This window comes from Symploca atlantica LB2515 (assembly GCF_052546295.1).
The window spans coordinates 3,493,628-3,512,823 of the sequence record NZ_JBQWMT010000001.1 but is presented as its reverse complement, the minus strand read 5'-3'; the positions used below and the strand labels follow the sequence as shown (position 1 = coordinate 3,512,823).

At 44.3% G+C, this 19,196-nt stretch carries 12 protein-coding genes and 2 pseudogenes; 6 read left to right on the top strand and 8 right to left on the bottom strand.

Annotation, left to right across the window (positions count from 1 at the left end; translation table 11 throughout):
* Nucleotides 1-70: 70 nt before the first annotated feature.
* Nucleotides 71-2,140, top strand: coding sequence for a glycoside hydrolase 5 family protein (locus tag ACT7WV_RS14570; protein WP_445103571.1), 2,070 nt, complete (start codon nucleotides 71-73; stop codon nucleotides 2,138-2,140).
* 244 nt (nucleotides 2,141-2,384) lie between these two features.
* Here the strand turns inward: ACT7WV_RS14570 and ACT7WV_RS14565 are convergent, their stop codons facing one another.
* From ACT7WV_RS14565 to ACT7WV_RS14540, 6 genes and pseudogenes are all read right to left on the bottom strand, one after another.
* On the bottom strand, nucleotides 2,385-3,188 hold the full coding sequence (locus ACT7WV_RS14565) for a hypothetical protein (protein ID WP_445103570.1): 804 nt from the start codon (nucleotides 3,186-3,188) through the stop codon (nucleotides 2,385-2,387).
* Between the two features lie 391 nt (nucleotides 3,189-3,579).
* Nucleotides 3,580-3,999: an REP-associated tyrosine transposase gene (locus ACT7WV_RS14560; RefSeq protein WP_445103569.1), complete on the bottom strand. Its 420-nt coding sequence runs from the start codon at nucleotides 3,997-3,999 to the stop codon at nucleotides 3,580-3,582.
* Nucleotides 4,000-4,479: 480 nt separating this feature from the next.
* Nucleotides 4,480-7,362 carry a HEAT repeat domain-containing protein gene (locus ACT7WV_RS14555; protein WP_445103568.1) on the bottom strand — a complete coding sequence of 961 codons (2,883 nt, stop codon included), beginning with the start codon at nucleotides 7,360-7,362 and terminating at the stop codon, nucleotides 4,480-4,482.
* A gap of 176 nt (nucleotides 7,363-7,538) precedes the next feature.
* Nucleotides 7,539-8,096: pseudogene (locus tag ACT7WV_RS14550) on the bottom strand (phytoene desaturase family protein); the annotation flags it as partial.
* 15 nt (nucleotides 8,097-8,111) lie between these two features.
* Nucleotides 8,112-9,323: an RNA-guided endonuclease InsQ/TnpB family protein gene (locus tag ACT7WV_RS14545; RefSeq protein WP_445101400.1), complete on the bottom strand. Its 1,212-nt coding sequence runs from the start codon at nucleotides 9,321-9,323 to the stop codon at nucleotides 8,112-8,114.
* 83 nt (nucleotides 9,324-9,406) lie between these two features.
* Nucleotides 9,407-10,393, bottom strand: a pseudogene (locus ACT7WV_RS14540) (phytoene desaturase family protein); the annotation flags it as partial.
* A 232-nt stretch (nucleotides 10,394-10,625) separates the two neighbouring features.
* Between ACT7WV_RS14540 and ACT7WV_RS14535 the strand changes: the two are divergent.
* The 5 genes from ACT7WV_RS14535 (at nucleotide 10,626) to ACT7WV_RS14515 (ending at nucleotide 15,747) form a co-directional block, all read left to right on the top strand.
* The gene (locus ACT7WV_RS14535; protein WP_445103567.1) at nucleotides 10,626-11,702 is read left to right on the top strand and encodes a metal ABC transporter solute-binding protein, Zn/Mn family; all 1,077 of its coding nucleotides are present in this window, start codon (nucleotides 10,626-10,628) and stop codon (nucleotides 11,700-11,702) included.
* A 138-nt stretch (nucleotides 11,703-11,840) separates the two neighbouring features.
* Nucleotides 11,841-12,605: a metal ABC transporter ATP-binding protein gene (locus ACT7WV_RS14530; RefSeq protein ID WP_463424172.1), complete on the top strand. Its 765-nt coding sequence runs from the start codon at nucleotides 11,841-11,843 to the stop codon at nucleotides 12,603-12,605.
* 227 nt (nucleotides 12,606-12,832) lie between these two features.
* Nucleotides 12,833-13,684, top strand: a complete 852-nt coding sequence (locus tag ACT7WV_RS14525; protein WP_445103565.1) for a metal ABC transporter permease — start codon at nucleotides 12,833-12,835, stop codon at nucleotides 13,682-13,684.
* Nucleotides 13,685-13,718: 34 nt separating this feature from the next.
* Nucleotides 13,719-13,913 (top strand): hypothetical protein, encoded by a 195-nt coding sequence (locus ACT7WV_RS14520; RefSeq protein WP_445103564.1) that lies wholly within the window; start codon nucleotides 13,719-13,721, stop codon nucleotides 13,911-13,913.
* Complete coding sequence (locus ACT7WV_RS14515; RefSeq protein ID WP_445103563.1) at nucleotides 13,885-15,747, top strand: tetratricopeptide repeat protein; 1,863 nt, start codon at nucleotides 13,885-13,887, stop codon at nucleotides 15,745-15,747. Before ACT7WV_RS14520 ends, ACT7WV_RS14515 begins: the two co-directional genes overlap by 29 nt.
* 67 nt (nucleotides 15,748-15,814) lie before the next feature.
* On the opposite strand, the gene ACT7WV_RS14510 is transcribed toward ACT7WV_RS14515, so the two are convergent.
* Nucleotides 15,815-16,447 (bottom strand): PEP-CTERM sorting domain-containing protein, encoded by a 633-nt coding sequence (locus ACT7WV_RS14510; protein WP_445103562.1) that lies wholly within the window; start codon nucleotides 16,445-16,447, stop codon nucleotides 15,815-15,817.
* A 435-nt stretch (nucleotides 16,448-16,882) separates the two neighbouring features.
* Entirely contained in the window at nucleotides 16,883-19,081 is a 2,199-nt protein-coding gene (locus ACT7WV_RS14505; protein ID WP_445103561.1) for a phosphoketolase family protein, read from the bottom strand.
* Nucleotides 19,082-19,196: the final 115 nt, after the last annotated feature.

Below are 19,196 nucleotides of genomic sequence, written 5' to 3'. Positions count from 1 at the left end.
GTCTCAATTTTCTATTTTCCTTAAAGACGTTTTTCTATTAGTAAGTTTCTCAATTAATTTTCCTATTTTAGTGAAAAGATACATTAATCGACGCCAATTTATCTTGGCAACAGCAGCAGCACTGACAGCAGTTTCTTGTTCTCAATTGGGTAGGAATCGCTCTTCTAATTCCACGAAACAATCTCTGGCACGCTACTCGGAAATAGACAAGAGTAGTTGGCATGCTGATATCCTACAGTGGGATAGCTGGCCGATTGACTTACAGTTTCTTAACGAGGGTGAGAAACCAGCAGGTAAACACGGCTTCCTGCAAACCCAGAACGAGCAACTCGTTTTTGAGGACGGGACTGTAGCAAAATTCTGGGGAGCAAATGTTCAGGCTTATGCCCTCTACAAAAGTAAAAAAGAAGATATCGTTAACCAGGCTCGTCGCCTCGCTGCACTTGGCTACAACCTCGTGCGGTTGCATCACCATGACTCTAGCTGGGTTTCACCCAATATCTTTGATACCAGTAATGGTACGACTAGCCAACTTAACCCGGAATCCCTAGATATGCTCGACTGGTGGGTTAAGTCTCTTAAGGACGAGGGAATCTATGTCTGGCTAGATTTACATGTGGGACGGCAGTTTCAGGCTGGTGATCAAATCGAGGGTTTTGAAGAACTCAGTGATTACAAAGGCGAAGGTAAGGGTTTTAACTTCGTTAATCCACGCCTTGAAGAGTTAATGCAGCAGTTCGCTGAGCAGTACTTGACCCACGTTAATAATTATACGAAGCTAGCCTACACACAAGAGCCTGCTGTGATGGGGGTTCTCATCACTAATGAGAATGATATCACTCACCACTTCGGCAATCTGATGCTGCCGGATAAAGGCAATCAAACACATCAGCAAATGTTTGAAGCTTTAGCTAAGTCGTTTGCTAAGTCTAAAAACTTATCCTTACCGGAGATTTTGCGCACCTGGGAACCTGGTGCCTCAAAGATTGTACTCAATGAAATAGAACAGAAATTCTTCCGTCGCGCTATTGATCAACTGCGTAGTCTTGGCCTCAAAGTACCGATTGCCGTCAGCAACTACTGGGGTGGTATGGGATTATACAGCCTGCCAGCACTGACTCTTGGTGATGTCATTGATGTGCATTCCTACGGTGATGCAGAACACCTGAGTACTAATCCCCGTCAAGAGGCTAACTTTATTCCTTGGATTGGTGCAGCCCAAGTATACGGCAAGCCGCTAACGATTACGGAATGGAATGTCGAGTATCCAAAACGCGATCGCTTTACTGCTCCACTTTATCTTGCCGCTATGGCCTGCCTACAAGGGTGGGACGCACCGATGATCTATGGTTACCAACAAAGTCCTATAGGTCAACCAAAAGCACCAGAATCTTGGTCTACTTCCTTCGATCCTGCGATTACGGCAATTATGCCTGCGGCGGCAATTCTTTACCGACAAAAGCATGTGAAAGAGGCACAGCAAACCTACTGCCTGAAATTAGACTCTCGTGAAACTTACTACAAGAATATCAACCCAGATAACTCGGCTACTATTCGCACCCTTGTTGAACAAAGCAAGCTAACTGTTTCTCTGCCAGATATTAAGGAACTCGACTGGGATAATAACCCAGAACCGGATCCTAATCAGGTCACTATTGTTACGGAAATTGACCAGGATTTTATTCCCAGGGGTCAGCAATATGTTGAGTCTGATACAGGTGAATTGCGACGCGATTGGGTCAAGGGAATTTTTACCATTAATACTGATAAAACTCAGGCAGCTTCTGGTTGGATTGGAGAAGAAGATATTGCCTTACGTGATGTCAAAATTACTATGGTCACGCCTAAATGTACTGTTGCTGTAACTAGCTTAGATAACTTACCGATTGCCCAATCAAAGCGATTACTACTGACAACTGTTGCTCAGGTTGTACCATCAAGTGATGATGCTTTGCCTTACCTGAGTGAGCCAACAGTTGGTACTATTGAAATTCAATCTAATGGTTCACCTTGGCGTGTTGTACCATTGGCACCAGATGGTAGTGAATTAACCGCCTTGCCTTCTGAGCAGCAGGGCAATACTTTACGCGTTATTCTTGATGGCAAGGTGCCGACGCATTGGTTTATTTTGCAGTCTTAAGATCTGAGATATAACTAGACAATGCGAGCGAGACGCTCACACTGGGGCTAATTCAATTGTTGCCAGAAAAAAGGATAGATTGATGATGATTCAGAGATGTCTGCTTTGACAGGATTTTGACGAATATACTCCCGAAAGATATACAACAGTTTACAAGTTGGTGAAGTACGCCTTTTCAACTTAAAAGTCAGAGCTAGAGCAATTTTTACTTCTGACTCCTGACTTCTGACTCCTGACTTCTACTCTAAGTTGGTGAGTTATTTCTGCCAAGTTGGTCTAGGTGTAACAGTTGCTTAGTAAAGGGAGAACGTTCACAGTTGGTAAATCCCAATCTTAAGTAGCTTCTTCTAAATTCTTCAAATCCAGGTCTATTATTTAGAATGACATAGGGATTGATAAAGACTTTGGAAGTTGCTCCATACAGAAAATATTTGTCGCTAGAGTAGTTGGGCTGTTCGTAACCATAGGGGACAAAGCGACTCACAAGAAGATAAATCCTATCGTTCCTATAAGGGACTAGTTCAGATAAGTTAGAATACTCTTCCGATTCATATTCTTCATAGTACCCAGATGCTATTAAAAAAACGGGTCGCTGTTCTTTAATAGCTCTCATAAGCATAGATAATCTACCTGTGTCTATTCCTAGCTCATCTCCATCCTGACCATCAAAGTGTCCGCAGTAACCTGCTTGACTAACCTTATGAACTTGAATGTAAATTGAACCATGTAATGTTGCAAATGCTGGCTGTTCTGATATAGAAGTGTTATTTAAAAACGGTTTATAGTGTTTTATAGCCTGCTTCTCCAATCTAATTAAAACTTTTCTCAGGTCTGTAATTTTTGCCAATAAATCATCGGTTAAAACGTGATAGTGAATAACAGCGTTCTCAATGTTCTCGAACTGTTCTTGACGATGATGATTAATATGTCGATTCTTCAAGTTACGTGCAAGACCGATATACATTACCGGACAGACACAATTACCCATATAGTAAATGCCAGGTTTAGGCGGCAACTCCCTACGGGAACTATAGGGTAGAACTGGCATCTCCTTATAGTTAAGATTTAACTTCATCAGTTAGGCTCATATTATCTACAAACAACTCGCGAACAAGTTTTTTAACTCCCACTAAAGCACGTCTCAATCATTTGTACAAAAGACTTGCTCTCATCATCTAATACTTAATATTCACAGTAGAAACAGATTTTAATTATCCTAGCTCTGTCAAGAGAGTAGTTATCCTGATTAAGGAAGCAATAAAATAAACTTTTTAAACATAAATATCTGGTTGAAAGACACGTTATTTGAGTCTACATAATTTACCAGCAAAAAAAAACTTGTGAGTGCAAGCTCTTCACCCAAACTTTGTTGAATCTTTTTCTTTTTTTGCGATGGTAACCAGTAACTAAAAAACGCGAGCGAGACGCTCGCACTAGGGTTAATTCGATTGTTGCCAGAAAAAAGGATAGATTGATGATGCTTCAGAGATGTCTGCTTTGATGGGATTTTGACGAATATACTCCCAAGCGGCTTGAAAATGCTGATTGCTTAAAATCAAACGTTCATGACGACCATCTTGCCAGATTTTGCCTATGTGAGGCATAACCTTTGGGATCTGTTTGGCGCTATAGCTCTTGATGCTGTGAAGAATACTCCCGATTGTCCACAATGTCCCTTCTTCTTTAGACCAAGGTTGTATCAGCAAATGTACATGATCTGGCATAATCACACCTGCAAAGATTTGGTATCGTTGTCCCTCGAAAAATTGGCAAGCATTCATTACCACTTGCCTTGCTGGAGGCGATAGCACCAGTCGCTCCCAGGTACAGAAAGTGACCAAGTAAGTGTGGTAGGGCATTTTGTTTGCAAGAAGTCCGAGCTAAGCTACCTTCTTAGAATGCCCAACCAACCCAGTGCGAGCATCTTGCTCGCGTCTGAAGGCTCGAATCAGACGACAGTAAGCGCAATATGTTGGCAAAATGCTTTCTTAGAGTATCCAAGGCAACTAGTCTATGGATCAGAATACCAAACCCATTAGAGTATCCAAAGCAACCAGTGCGAGCATCTTGCTCACGTCTATATATCAGAATACTATCCAGTCCAAACGCGAGCGAGACGCTCGCACTTATCTCAACTATCGATAAGTTTTTGTGATATGGTTTCAGGGGTTTTCTTAAGACTAATTAGCACTTCTTCTGGCACCTCAATTTGTACGATAATCGTAGGTTTATTCCTCAATTTTTAATTTTTAATTTGGCATTTTTAATTGTTACTTTTGAGCTTTTAATTCTCTGATTTTTCTAGGCGCGATCGCTTCTGGCTGATTACCTCCATTTTCTCACGATTCCATCTTGCTCAATTGCTCCTGAGCCCATTCCCGCAGTTGTTCGTCGGGGTCGTTGGCGGCTCTATCGCGTAGCAGAGGGAGAGTCTTAGGATGGTTGGGATAATACTGAGAAATCACTTGCAGTGCCTTCAGTCGAGGATTATCTTGCATGTTATCCTCTCCTTCAAAAGGATCTTCATGTGCCCTCTCGAAAAATAGCTCTGTTATTTCTTGGTTTTCTTTCCAATGATTTGCTAATTCTCTCAATGCGAAATATCGTACAGCATAATTTGGACTTTTTCGAGCAGAAGTTTTAATCCAAATTAAAGTTTCAGGGTCATCTCGCCAAATTTTTACTAGTGCTCGTATTGCTCCACTTTTTACATGAAAATCTTCATCATTCAGAATGCAATTTTTGACGATGGATAAAGTTTGCATCTCATCTTTCCAACCCTCTGCTAAACACCAAATTGCTGTTTGCCGCATAAAGTTATATTCAGCATTGTGAATTTGCTCTTTTATCCACGACAACGTATTAGGGTCATTTTTCCAGCCTTGCAACAGAGCTAGAGGAATGAAAATAAGAAAAAAAGACTCTTGCTGCTTGAGATTTATAAGGCGTGATTTCAGCCATACTAACACCTCAGCATTTCCTTTCCATGTCGCAGCCAATGTACGTATAATTTCCTTAGCCGCCAAGTTGCTAAAAAGATAAGGATTCTCCAATTCAATCTCTTTCATTAACAAATGAAGAAGCTGTTGCTCTATGTTTTTCAACAAATTACGATTTTCAACATTCGCCAAACATCTAGCAGCTATAACAAAATTATTTATAGCTTCCTTTTTAAGACGATAATCATCATAAATAGGATCTTTTTGCTTGTCTAAAAATTTGCTCTTATCTAAATCTAGTGCTGCTAAAAATTGAATTAGCTTACCGACAAACTTTGTATCTATCATTCCGCAAATTAACTGCAGAACCTCATGCCAAGTTTCATCCTGCCAATGCCTCCCAAACACCTCATCCCGCAACTGCTCAAAACTCAACGATCGCTGTTTCTCAAACCGCTGTACAATCTCCACTGCACAGAAATATTCCAAAAACGTGCGATGAACAAACCCATAAGTATCAGCACCTCGATAACACAGAATAAAATTACGCTCTCGTAACTGCTGAATTAACCGATTAGTCTTCTCGCGGGGTTCACTAAAACCCTGATCACGTAGATAATCTGTCAACACTCGCGTCAAACGTTCGGCACTAATTAAATTTCCCTTTAACCCCTCTTCACCCGCCTGCATTTCGTAGGCAATCAGGCGCAACATTTCCTGCTTTTCCCGTCGCCCGATCGCATCCATGGGCAACTGTAATCGTTTATGATCGACATCCCAGTGGTACAGTAGCACCCGTGAAGCTTGGTCATATAAATCAGCGCGATCGCGTGGTAACTCCTGCCGTCGATTCAAAATTGCCATCATTGTCAAGAGCAGGGGATTATCTGCTAGATTTTGGATGGCTTTAGAGTTACCAATCGCATCCTTCAAGCGCTGCTTCAATCGCAGTTTATCAGAGTCGCTTTCCACTGCTAGGTCATACCAGCGCTCAATAAATTCGTGAATTTCGTCAGTGTCCAATGCTTGGATCGTAAAGTGACGGAACCCAGCATGTTGGAGGCGTTCAGGGTTATAGCCAATAATGCGGGATGTAATTAACACCCGTACTCTAGGATATTGATGGGTAAAGCGGATAATATCATCCACAATGATGGACTGCGTTGCGCGATCAAACACCTCATCTAAGCCATCAAACATTACAAGAGTGGGATTCTCTAATAAACGCTGATGTAATTGCTGTTGGTCAAATTGCCAATCTGCACCACGTCCACGGTGAAGGAATTCTAGAAAGTTATTAACCTGAGCGACCGCATATTCTCGTAACTCAACTAACAATGGTAGAGTTTCCGTCTTACCCTCAACCCACTCTAAGGCAAGATACTGTAACAGGGTAGATTTTCCAGCACCCGGATCACCTAAAATGACAGCATGTTGAGAATCTGCAACTGCTTCTAGCACCTTCCGTGACGGTTGCTGGAAATACTCGCGGCGATAGTGTTCCAAGGCTTCAGGAGATAAATCATCCCCTAGTTGTCCCTGTTCTTCCAGTTGGCGCTTCAAGTCCAAGGGCAATTCATAGCGTATTGGTGGCAATGCTTCCCGCACCGTTTGCTCAATGAACATATTCCACAGCTTGATGGCATCAACGCGATCCGTGCTGTCGAGACTATACAACTTTAGATAGCCATAGCTGCACTGCAAACTATCCTGGTATCTGGCAACATCAAATCCTGGTGAAATTTGCGCCGTGTTTCGCGCGATATCTTCTAACAGTTCGGTTTCTAGAAGCGATCGCAATTCCGCATTAGCTTTAATAATGCCTTTGACTTCAACTAAGTATTCCTTAGTAACTCTACGCCAATCAAACTCATCTGAGGGGAATTGCCACCCAGTTTCTTGATACTGTTGTTCCCAAATGCGCTGCAATTGAGCATATTCAATTTGCCTGAAATCTTTCTCAAAAGCTTTGCCCAATATTGGACGTACAGCCTTATCTTTGACAAACTTCTTGATAGCATCTTTGTAATAATGCTTAATACTGGTTTCAGGAATATCATTAATTTGAAGTTCTTTAATAAATCGCTTGATAAAGCAGCCGACAGCTTCTGCCATTGGCTTCTTCAATACTTCTGTATTTGCTTGGGTCACTCCACTCTGGATACAGTCCTTAAAAAAATCCTTGATATAGTCTTCCAGTGCGGCTTTTCCCAGGTTAAGTACCTGCTCAAGTACCAACTTGCCTAACTCTACGCCTGTTGTGGCTGCTAACCATTCCCACATATTGCTATAGCTGTCCTCAATAATTCATCAGAGAAATCAACCACAGATGCACACAGATAAAATGGGCAGTTCTCGCAATTAATCTACGAACATCTCTCCCTTGTCTGCCTTGTCTGCCTTGTCTGCCTTGTAAAAGCAGGATTGCTCTAAGCCATTAATCGCTTCTCTCTAAAAACCTACCCAAGACAACCAATATCCTTGAGCATTTCTAAATGTTTGTCTACAGGCGCAAGTGTATTGGCAGCAATCATGCCACTGGCGGCAACTGCGGGCAAACCGATGCCGGGAAATGTTGAATCTCCACAGCAAAAGAATCCTGCTAAAGGTGTGCCAGGACCAGGGAAAAGGTCAACTCCTGCCCGAATCGCGGGGCCATAGGATCCTCGATGGCGTCGTAGAAAACGCTCGTGTGTTAGAGGTGTGCCAACTAGTGTCACTTCGCAACGCGAGCGAATATCTGGAATAATTCGTTCTAGAGCTTGCCACATGACTTCTGCACGCGCCTGCTTTTGTTGAGCATACTCGGCGCTCCGATGCTCCATCCCTTGCCAGAGGCGATACGGCTCATTACCAGGAGTGTAGACGTGAATTACATGCTTGCCTGGTGGTGCTAGGGACGGGTCAATAAGTGACGGAATTGATACCAGCACGACATTCTGAGGAGCTGTAACCCCCTTTTTCCAGTTGTCAACCACAATGTGATGGCAGGCAAGATTCGATCTAAGTCCTTGAGCTTGACACTCTCCGTCCTATAAGTGCGGAGATTCTTTGTTCATAGACCCAACTTGCTTTAACAGGATTTCTCCAATCAAAGTAGAGGTCGAATCTCCCAAAGCGTTCGGGTTGATGACCCAAGTTCCCACATGCCCTGTGGTACTCAAGGCTGATTTCAGGATGTTGATAGCGGCGTTCCAGTCTCTATCTAACACGAACCCACACTGACAAATATGGGTTCTCATCGATAGGGACTTTTTGACAAGAGTGCCACAACTAGAGCATTTTTGCGAAGTGTAGGAAGGATTAACCGCAATAGTTATCTTGCCAAACTTAACCCCGAAATACTCTAGCCACTTCCTGAATTGATACCAACCTGCATCATTAATAGATTTGGCAAGACAATGATTTTTAACTAAGTTTCTAATCCTCAAATCTTCATAGGCTACCAAATCGTTAGATTGGATTACGCAACGCGCCAGTCTTTTGGCGTGTTCTTCACGTTGCCTACTTATTCTGAGGTGTACTCGTCCTAGTCGATTAATGGCTTTTTTACGGTTGGCTGAGCCTTTTTTCTTGCGAGAAACACGGCGTTGTCTAAACCTCAGCCGCTTCTCGCCTGTTCGATAAAACCTAGGATTAGCTTCAGTGTGTCCATTGCTATCGGTGTAGAACTCTTTGAGTCCAACATCTAATCCAATAGTTTTACCTGTTGGGTTAATGTCTACTTTGTTCTCGGCACTTACCAAGAACTGAACATAGTACCCATCGGCACGACGCACTAACCTAACTCGTTTTATCTGTTCTAACTGGTAGTAGTTTAAATCCCACGTCCCTTTGAGTTTAAGCTTGCCAATCCCTTTCTTATCCGTGAAAGTGATTTGTTTTCGGGTGGCAGAAAGCGACCATCCTGAAGTTTTGTACTCGAGTGATCGACAATTTTTCTTAAACGTTGGATAGCCTTTCTTCCCTGGAATAGCCTTCTTACAATTGCTGTAGAACCGAGCAATAGCGCTATAGGCTCTTTCAACTGCAACCTGACAAGCATGAGAGTTCAAGGCTTTCACGAATTGAAACTCAGCTCTGAGCTTAGTGTTGTAGCGATACAGCTCTTTTTGTCCTACACCTCGATTATCCATCCAGTGACGGATAACTTTGTTGCGGACGAATTGAGCGGTTCTAATCGCCTCATCTATAGCAGCGTATTGAGTTGTTTTTCCCTTAGCCTTGAACTCTAAGACAATCATTTGACGTGGAAAAACCTACATCAAAAACATATCATAAACAAAGTCCCCCTGGAAGGGGGGAGGCTTGAATCCCATTATTTTCGGTCAATGCCTAAGTGGAGATGCATGAAGCTGTCGCACTCAGGTGTTGCCTGTCGCTTGGCACGGAACCGTGTGGGTATAGCCTCCTCCGGAAGCAGCTTGAGCGTATCCCAAACCGAGGCATTGGAGACTACTGCTCTATTAGCTCTTATTTCTTTACCACCCCGCAGACGCACACCAACTGCACGTTTGCCTTGGACAAGCACTTGCTCGACATGAGTACCCAGCATCAGTTGACCGCCATATCGCACCAGTCCCCGCAGTAGCGCCTCCACCAAAGCGCCACTACCACCTACTGGATAATCCAGCACTACACCGGGTCGATACCAGTCGGCAAACATAAATGCCATCTCAGCTGCACTAGTTCCGTCCGCTGGCAGTCCGGAGAGCAGAAAACAGAGTAAGTTGAGCCAGTTACGTACAAACGGATCCTTGACAACACCGTCCATGATCTGGCTGAAGGGCCCTGTTAGTTTGAAGACATTAGTGGCGTGTTGTACCAGAGATGGAGCAAAGCGTCCTACAGTTAATGCTGCACCCAAATCAAAGCGCACTGAAGCTGGCGGAATAGCGATCGCAGCCTTAGCAAATGGTTCCATTACGCGCTGCAACTCTCGCCATTCAGCTACTGCTTGATTACCACGAAGCTGGGCAAGAACTTGGCAAAATTGCTCGGCACCAACCGATGTATCGAAATTCCCTTCGGGTAGGCAGCAACCCCATGTATCGTAGGTCACGCACGGCAGCTCCTCACCAATGGCATCTAGCACTTGTCGCAGGGGGTTAGGAGAAGGGCTAGAGGATAGACCAGAGTAGAGTGATGGTCCTGAATCAAACTTAAAGCCGTTGCGGACAAAAGCGTGTGCTGCACCACCAGGAAGATAGTGACTCTCGCAGACTGTCACCTCGAAACCATACCGCGCCAGAAGGGCTGCGCAGCTGAGACCACCAATGCCACTACCAATTACTACTATATCCGTCTGCTGCATCACTTAGGGGAAAGCTGCCCCAATTACTCCTGATTCGTATTAGTAAATTTTAGGCAATTGCTCAAAGTCTGGTTTTGGAAACCTTTATCCGGGGATTTCGCTGCAAATATAACCTGTTTCTCTCTAACTTTATCTTGTTGTGGCAAGGGGAAGGGAAGCATGGGTAGTCAAAAGGTAGCTTAAGTATTAAAATGATAATCATTATCTTTTTAATACTTCAGTCAATCAAAAAATGAATTTTTTAAACCTAAAAATATTACTGCCCATTTCCTTAAATAAAGTGCCTAGTGGCTTGTTTTTTGCCATCGCCCCAGCTCTAGCATTAAGTCTGGGTAGTTGTTCTCCACAATCAACTTCAGCGAACTCAGAAAACAGTAAACAATTGCAGGTTGTGACTACTATCGTGCCGATTACTGAATTCACTAAAGCGGTAGCAGGAGACCGAGCAGAAGTTACTCCTATTTTGCCGACTAACCTAAGTTCTCATGATTACCAAGTTAAGCCAGAAGACGCTCGAACTATTGCTCAAGCCGATGTATTGGTGAAAAATGGTCTAGGGTTAGAGACATTTTTAGCTGACTTGATTGCTAATGCTGGCAACAAAGACCTGGAAGTTATTGATTCAAGCAAGGGCATTCAGACTATTTCTACAGAAGAGATTGAGGGCAAGAAACATGCCGCAGGTGAAGACTACGACCATCAACACGGAGAATTAAACCCTCATATTTGGCTCGATCCTCAACGGGCAATTGAGCAAGTTGAGAACATTCGAGATGGACTAATTACTGCTGACCCCCAAGGTCAGGATGTCTATACATCCAATGCAGCAGCCTATATTAATAAGCTTCAAGAATTGGACGCTGAGATAACCAAAGCACTCGCTCCCTATGCAGGCAAGACATTTGTCACTTACCATGATTTCGGGTCTTACTTTGCCGAGAGTTATAATCTCAAAGTCGAGTACTTAGTCGGTTTACCAGAAGAGAATCCCTCACCTAATGATGTCAAACGAGTCATCGATGCGGCTCAAAAAACCAACCTCAAGACTTTGCTAACAGAACCTCAAGCAGCAGGTGATCCTTTCTCGGCACTAGCTAAAGATCTTAACGTACGAGTGAGCAACTTCGACTCGATAGAAACTAGTGACTCACAGGAATTGCAACCTAATTACTACTTTCAGGTGATGCGCCAGAACCTTAAAAATCTGGAAACTGCCTTTAGTAGTCAGTCTAGTGAGTCATTCTTGCCAACAAAATCGCTGAGGAGTAGATTAGCTTTTGTGCCGCAGCCAGTCGAACTTAGGCTTTAGGGGGGCGTTGTCTAGTTGCGCGATGATTAGGGATTTTCGGCGATTTCCTTCCCCATTATTCTCCTGATATCCCTTGATTTTGCAACGCCTTTAGGGGCAAGGCAAAATCGGCTTAACGGTAATTTTTGGAGGTGCTGATTGAGAGAAACAGTGCTAGCGGTAGAACGGTTGACAGTCTACAGGGGGGCTTATGCCGCCGTACAAGATGTCTCCTTCTGTCTGGAGTCTGGTAGCGATACAGCAATTGTCGGCCCTAACGGAGCGGGCAAAAGTACGCTAATTCAGGCTATTTTGGGCATTCTTCCCCGGCAATCAGGTGAGATTTCTATTTTAGGTCAGCCTGTTACTCGTTACGGACACCTCTCTACTCAAGTACGACAGTACATTGCCTATCTTCCTCAGAGCTTTCTATTTGATCGGCGCATTCCCATGACAGTAGCGGAATTGGTTGATCTGGGTTGGGATCGACTCGGTTTTAGTCTACCCTGGTCAGGTCGCCTGAAGCGCCGTCAAGCCGTGCATCAGGCTCTAGCAAGAGTTAATGCCTCTCACTTGCTCCACCAACCGATTAGCGGTCTTTCTGGGGGAGAAAGCAAACGAGTTCTACTGGCTTATTGTCTGGTGCGCCCACGTAAGCTGCTGATTCTGGATGAAGCCCCCGCAGGATTGGATGTTCGAGGGGAGTCGGAATTTTATCAATTACTTAATCAGCTTAAGTTAGAGCAGGGTTGGGCAATTTTGCAAATTTCTCATGATCTGGAGATGGTGGGACGCCACTGCGATCGCGTCCTGTGCTTGAACCGCTCACTGATTTGTCAGGGAGCTCCAGAAGTTACTCTCTCACCCAATAATTTAAAAGCGGCTTACGGATCAGAGTTTGTTCACTACCGTCATACTCACTGAAAAGACTATAAAATATAGCAAATTGTGACTTATACAAATTTAATTTAGAGTTGCTACAAATACTTTTTAAGTAATAAATATCAACTAAAAAGTTAAGTTTAAATCTAATAAACAGACACAATATTTAGTCCAATTCAAGCAGCCAACAGTAAATCCAACTTATCACTTATTACTTATTACTTATTACTTATTACTTATCACTTATCACTTATTACTTATTACTTATTATGTCCCTTAACGCAGAGTTGACCCGCCTTGTCGAGCTATTTCAATTTCCTTTTATGCAAAGGGCACTACTGGGTGGTGTCTTAACGGGCTTAATGGGCGGCATGCTGGGCAGTTTTACGATTTTGCGTCAGCTTGCTTTCTTTAGCGATGCTTTGGGACACTCTGCGCTACTGGGTATTACTTTGGGCGTCCTACTCGGATTAGAGCCCACTGTTGTCTTACTGCCTTTTTCCGTACTGTTCGCTTTGGGAGTAACCTATCTCCTGGAGCAGACTAGCTTGTGGACGGATGCCTTGCTCAATATCATCTATTCCTCTTCGCTGGCGCTGGCGGTAATTGCTCTCAGCTTTATAGATCAATATAAAGGAGGTCTAAATAACCTGCTATTTGGTGATATCCTGGCAGTTCGAGAAGCTGACCTCTGGTTCAGCACACTTTTGTTAATTGCCTGCACAATTTTTATCGGGTTAACGCTACGAACTCAGATGCTACTGACGCTGCATGAACCTCTTGCTAAGGCACGAGGAGTCTCTGTATCTGCTCACAGAACTGGATTTGTCGTGCTGCTATCACTGGTGGTAGGGATATCTATTAAGGCGATTGGTGTCTTGCTTGTCAGTGCTTTTATCGTGATTCCCGCCTGCGCCGCCCGGTTACTTAGTCGAACTTTCACTAATTATGTTGTGCTGTCTGCGGCATTGGGAGCGTTGAGCGCTGTTATCGGTATGTTAGTTTCTGCGCTGTTCAACCTGCCCTCTGGCCCCAGCATTGTGGTGACTCAATTAGCAATCTTTCTTGGTGCAGTAGCTTTACCACGCCTCAAGATGTTGACCCGATTGAGTGACACCTGACACCAATTAAATATTCCCGGAGAAAGACTGAAAATTGAGCTGCACACACCGGAATCTGGCTTATGGTCTCAACTTTCCCTTTTACCTTTCAATTGGCGACGAATCCCCCAAAAGCCCCAAGCGGGGCAAAGGTCAAATGTATTATCTTAGTAAAGCGCGGGAATTTGTCACTAGAAATGCTGTAAATTCGGGATTGAGTCGTGAGCGATCGCTACTTCCAGTTAATTGACGAAATCGTTCAAGCCACTTTACAAGGCAAGATCAGCTCGAAGGGGCAGGTCTACCAAATGCTGCTGAAAAAAGTCACCACTGGCACTGGGGAAATATTTGAGCGCTGTCTGGAGGAGCGCCTAGTTACCACCCAACAGCAGTCAGACAACGCTAGCAGCGAATATAAGCAAGCTAAAGCGATGCGCGCCCTGAGAGCACTACAAACCATCAATAGTGAATGGGAAAGGGTACAGGAGCAAAAGCAAGTCTCTGCAGTCATTACCACCGCAGTTAACGACATTACCAAGGCTCCACTGGCCGAGCGCCTCACGATTTTGCTGCGGGTAATTGACCCGAATCAGCAGCAAGTACTAAACTTGCAACAACTGGCTCTTTTAGCGAAAAATTTACAGCAGCAGGCACAGCAAATTACTGACCCTGAGAGTGCTACACAGATGCAAATGCTCTCATCAGGCATTACGGCCGGTTTAGCCTCTTGGCAGCGATTAGAAGAACATCTGGTGAGCTGGATTTACGACCAAAGCCGAGGGCAAATAGGATTTGAGGGTAGTCCTGAGCGGCGCGGGCCTTGGGCTTTGTGGGCAAAAAAGGTAAACAGTCCTCTACCACAGTCACTATTTCAAACTCTAGCATTTGATCAACCCCTCAACGAATGGGCACAAAAAAATCTGACTCTGGAACTAGATAGCTGGGTAGAGGTGGCTGTAATTCTCCAATGTTTGCAGCGAGGTTTAGTGGCTTGGTCAGAAAAAATGGTCTATGACTCAAAACTGGGGACAAGTCTATCGATTTCTACCTTTATGTTCTTTGCGGTGATTTGGTCGCAGCTAGCCAATGCCTTAAACCAAACTCTCAACATTAACCAGAGGGAACGCTTAGTCGATGGCTGTTTTCAGATCACTCTGCAAATTCTGCGTGCCTTTGCCCAACGGCAATATTTTCCCTTGTACGGTGGTGTTTTTGCTAGCCTCAACGGACAATATCTCAAAAACGCTTTAGATTACCTAGATGAACCACTGCGGCGGGTTGAGGGGACTCAAGAGAAAGCACGAATTTTGACATTGTTGGGTTATTCACTACGTGCTCAGGGTCAATATGACCGGGCAAATGACTTTCATCAAGAAGCCTTAGAGATTGCCCGTGATGCAGGCGATCGCATTTGTGAGATTGCTTCTTTTAACCACCTGAGTCGGATTGCTGTTGCTCAAAAAAATTACGAGTCGGCAATTAACTATAGTCAAAGGGCACTGATGCTCTCTCGTCAAACTGGAGATAAGTTGGGAGAAGCTAATGCTTTGGCAAACTTAGGCTACAGTGAAGTGTTTCAAGCCCAGCAGCAAGAACAGGTAGAGCCAGAGATTTATGAGAGTGCTATTCATTATCTTCAACAAGGTAAAGAATTATTAGAGCGATTAGGCGATCGCCAAAGCCAAGCTCTCTGTTTCAGCAGTTTAGGAATCGCCCACGTCGTCATTCAAAAGCCTCAACAAGCAATTGCGTACTTGGGACAAGGCTGGCAGGCAGCTCAATTTTCCGGTGACTTGTATCTCCAGGGGTTAAATCTGGCCTACCTAGCTCAAGCTTGCTACAGTCTGCAAGATATTGAGCAAGCAATCTACACTGGTAGTTTGGGGGCGTATCTCTTGGAGCAAATCGGCTCTAATGACTGGCGTCAAGCGGCAGGTTTACTGACAATTTTGCAAGGTCAATTTGGGGCTGAAGCTTTCCAAACTTTGCTGGCTCAGCAGCGATCAAAAATTATTCCCGTGATTGGCGTTGATGGCTATGACTACATTCCTCAACTGCTGGAAAAATACCGGGATTCAATTTAGGCGTTGCATGATCAGGGGAAGAAGGGGGCGGGGGAGATTAAGAGATGAGGTTTAGTGGTCAATTGCACTAAGCACTTTGGGAAGAAGTAATTTTCTTGCGCAAGAACCAGCCGAAACCTAAAATGCCAAGTCCAGCAGCGCTACTGGGTTCAGGGACACTGGTAGAACCCTTGGGAGTAATTTTAGCCATCGTTACGTAGTCTGAATCATCTCCAGCTGATAGGCTTCCAGAGAGGAATTCTCCTGGAGAATAACTGGGTAAAGTGTCACTATTTGTCGGATAGGAGAAGCCTGCAATTAAAGTAGCTTGACCATATATAGCTGGATCTGTATCAAAAACTTGACCAAAAAACGATAGTGAGTATTTGTCCTGTTCGGGATTGATCACAATTTGCCCTTCTGCCAAGTCCAAAGTTTCATTCAAGTTAGCAATTAAACTCTGACCAGAAAATAAATCTACTGACCAACTGCTTAAGTTATACACACCTAATTCTTGGCTCGGATCTTGATCTAAAGTTTCTGAATTATAGGAAAAAGTTCCACTAAAACTGGTTAAGCCCTGCGCTCCACCTGCAAGGCTTCCTAATGTGGAAAATGATAGTTCAGCAGCAACAACAGCGGCAATATTTCCTATAGTTCCAGCGGAAGCGATAGCGAGGCCGAGAGCTGCGACTGACAGTTTCTGGCTGAGTTTTTTCATAATTCAATACTTTTACTTAGTGTAGGTAGTGTTCTGAAGCTTTCACTATCCCTAACGCAAGCTTAACTTAATTAATTCTTCAAGGAGTCACTTTGATCCGGAAAGTTTACAAAAAAAATACAGTTAACAGTTGTGATATGAAGTTTTAGTGAAGATAAGAATAGCAAAGAGGAGATAGTACCGGTCAGTATCATCAAAAAAAAACGCAGATACACATAAAAAACGCCAATTTACTGGTGTTACTTTATGTGTACCTACGGTTGACTATCTACACTTTAATGGGACTGATTTAAGCGGAAAGTAGTTGTTTGTCCTGAAAAACCATGATTGGGGGAACTTCCCACCAAACCCCCTGCACAAGGATTAATCGGTTGAGATGAATTTTCTTCAGTCAGTGATATTCACTTATACTTTTGTCGGTAGGAAATCCAAAAATCACCCCACTAATTCCTTAGCCCGTTTAGCCAAATTTTCAGCCGTTAGACCATTAAACGCCATAATATGACCAGCACTTGCTGCGGTTTCCCCTCGCTTCCAAGCGAAAGTATCTCGTGGGCAATTACTGCGTAACATGATCGGTTCTAACATCGCACTAGCACCACCAGTAATACCAATCAAAGCATCACCAGCAAATAGCTGTGCAAACCCTTGGTCGTCTAAGAAATGACTATCAGGTTCAGTACAGGTTTTCCAAGCAGTATCATCGGGACGGTACAAGCGGCGAGGACTAATTACTGAAACAATTCTTACCCCAATTCCTTGGGCTTCTAAGTGAACAGCCGCGTCGAACGCCGGAATTAGTGTCATATCGCCAATAACGGCAAACACCACTTGCTTTTTGCCCTCACTTTCGTGTAAGACTACCCCGCCATCTTGCAGTGCTTGACGAGTTTGCTCAAAAGTAGTCCTTACTGGTAAAGGAGACTTACTCGCAATAATGGTAATTCCCTTATTCTTAGTTGTCAGAGCCCAATCATAACAAGCTTGGATACTGTTAGCATCAGCAGGGAAGAGAGGGAAAATATTGCCATTACGCATCATGGCAGCAAAGTAATTTTCAATCTCTGGACGTTGGTGAGTCCAGCCATTGCGCCCTTGTTCCAATGCCCCGGCAGTAAATAAGGTAATTGTAGAAGGAGTAGGACGACGCAACTCTGCCATTGCTTGAGTTACTGTCTGCCAAATGGGTAAACCATTAATCGCAAAAGATTCATAAGAACACCAAAGGGTACGGGAACCAAACAGTGCTAAACCTGCGGCTAAGCCTGCACAAGCATCCTCACTCAAAGGTTCGTACACCTGACCCTTGGGCCCTTGGAAGTAGGTATCATCCGGCGTGGGGTGGATAATTTTCAGGGCTACGTTGATGTTATTAATTCCAGAAGCTGCATTACCGTCAGCATTGGAGATGACGAAATTGGGGTCTTTTTTTCCCACATAGGCAACTAAAGCACCCATGGCTGTGGTGGCCACTTTTTTTTCACCCTTCAGCGGGAATTCCTCTAAGGGCAACTTACCCAAATCTGACAAAGCTAATTCTTTTTCGGTGACTGCTTGGCGAGATGCTGAACCACCCCCTGCACGTTCCAAGTTAGTCCGCACCAGTTGCCAAGCTTCTGCTGTTAGAGCACGCTTTTTCAGGGCACTAACAATGTAGTCTTTCTCTACAGTATCGCCAGGGTAGAGGTTATGAGATTGTGCTCCCCGCTTGTGGACACCCGCACCTTTAAGTTGTTTGACGATTAACACCGTCAGCCTGCCACCGAGAGCAGATTTTGCCGCCTTGTCTGTAGCTTCTAGTACCGCTTGGGTAAACTCTAAGCGTTTCTCTAGGGAAAACTCGGTGCTGTCAACATAATCACCAGGCTGATTGGCGTCATCGTAGTCCTTAGCATTGACTAAGATAACTTCTTCAAAGCCATTACCCTCCCAGTATTTAATCATCTCCTGATTTGGCTTGGTGGACACCATGCTGTGATGTTCCTGAGAATAGCCGTTCCAAACCAGAATAGGCAGAAAGTTGGTGACTTCAGGATAAGCCGTATGGAAGTGAGCCATGCTACTCATTACGTAAGGCTCACCGATGCCACCATCACCGATAGTAACCGGGAAGAGCACGTCGCGGTGCAGTAATGCCCCCGCCATAGCAAAATGTTGACCTTGTCCCAGTGGCCCTGCTGGGCTGAGAAGTCCGGGAATTTGACCGGAAAGGTGTCCTAGGAGTCCGTGCATTTCCCGGAAGCGTTCCCGCATTTGCTGCACTGTTTCAATTCCCATATCTTCCAGGGAACGATCTAGGAACATGGTGCTGTAGAAACCAGGGGCATGGTGTCCCACTTCTGTGAGAATATTTTTGTAGCCCAGCATGATCAGGGCAGCGATGCCATCGGCAATACTAGCAAATCCTCCTGGGTGACCAGAAGCTTTACTCGCAGTTACTTGCAGAGTTAAATAGCGCAAAGCATCAGCAGCAAGCATCGTTTGGAAGACGGCAGCTAAATCTGTCGGGGAATCTATGGCCGTCTTACCGGAGGCGATCGCTGCTTGGCTACCGTATTTTTCCCATCCCGGCAGTGTCTCAGCAAAATGCTGAATTCCTTGACAAAAAGTAGGAATTCCACTAGCAACTGTCATAATCTAAAATTCCCCTTAAATAACAGCACACCCTTGTCGGGTTTGTGTGTGTAGAATCGATCCTTATAGATTGATCCTACAGTCTGGTGGGTTAGCACAAAACAGATGTAGCCCT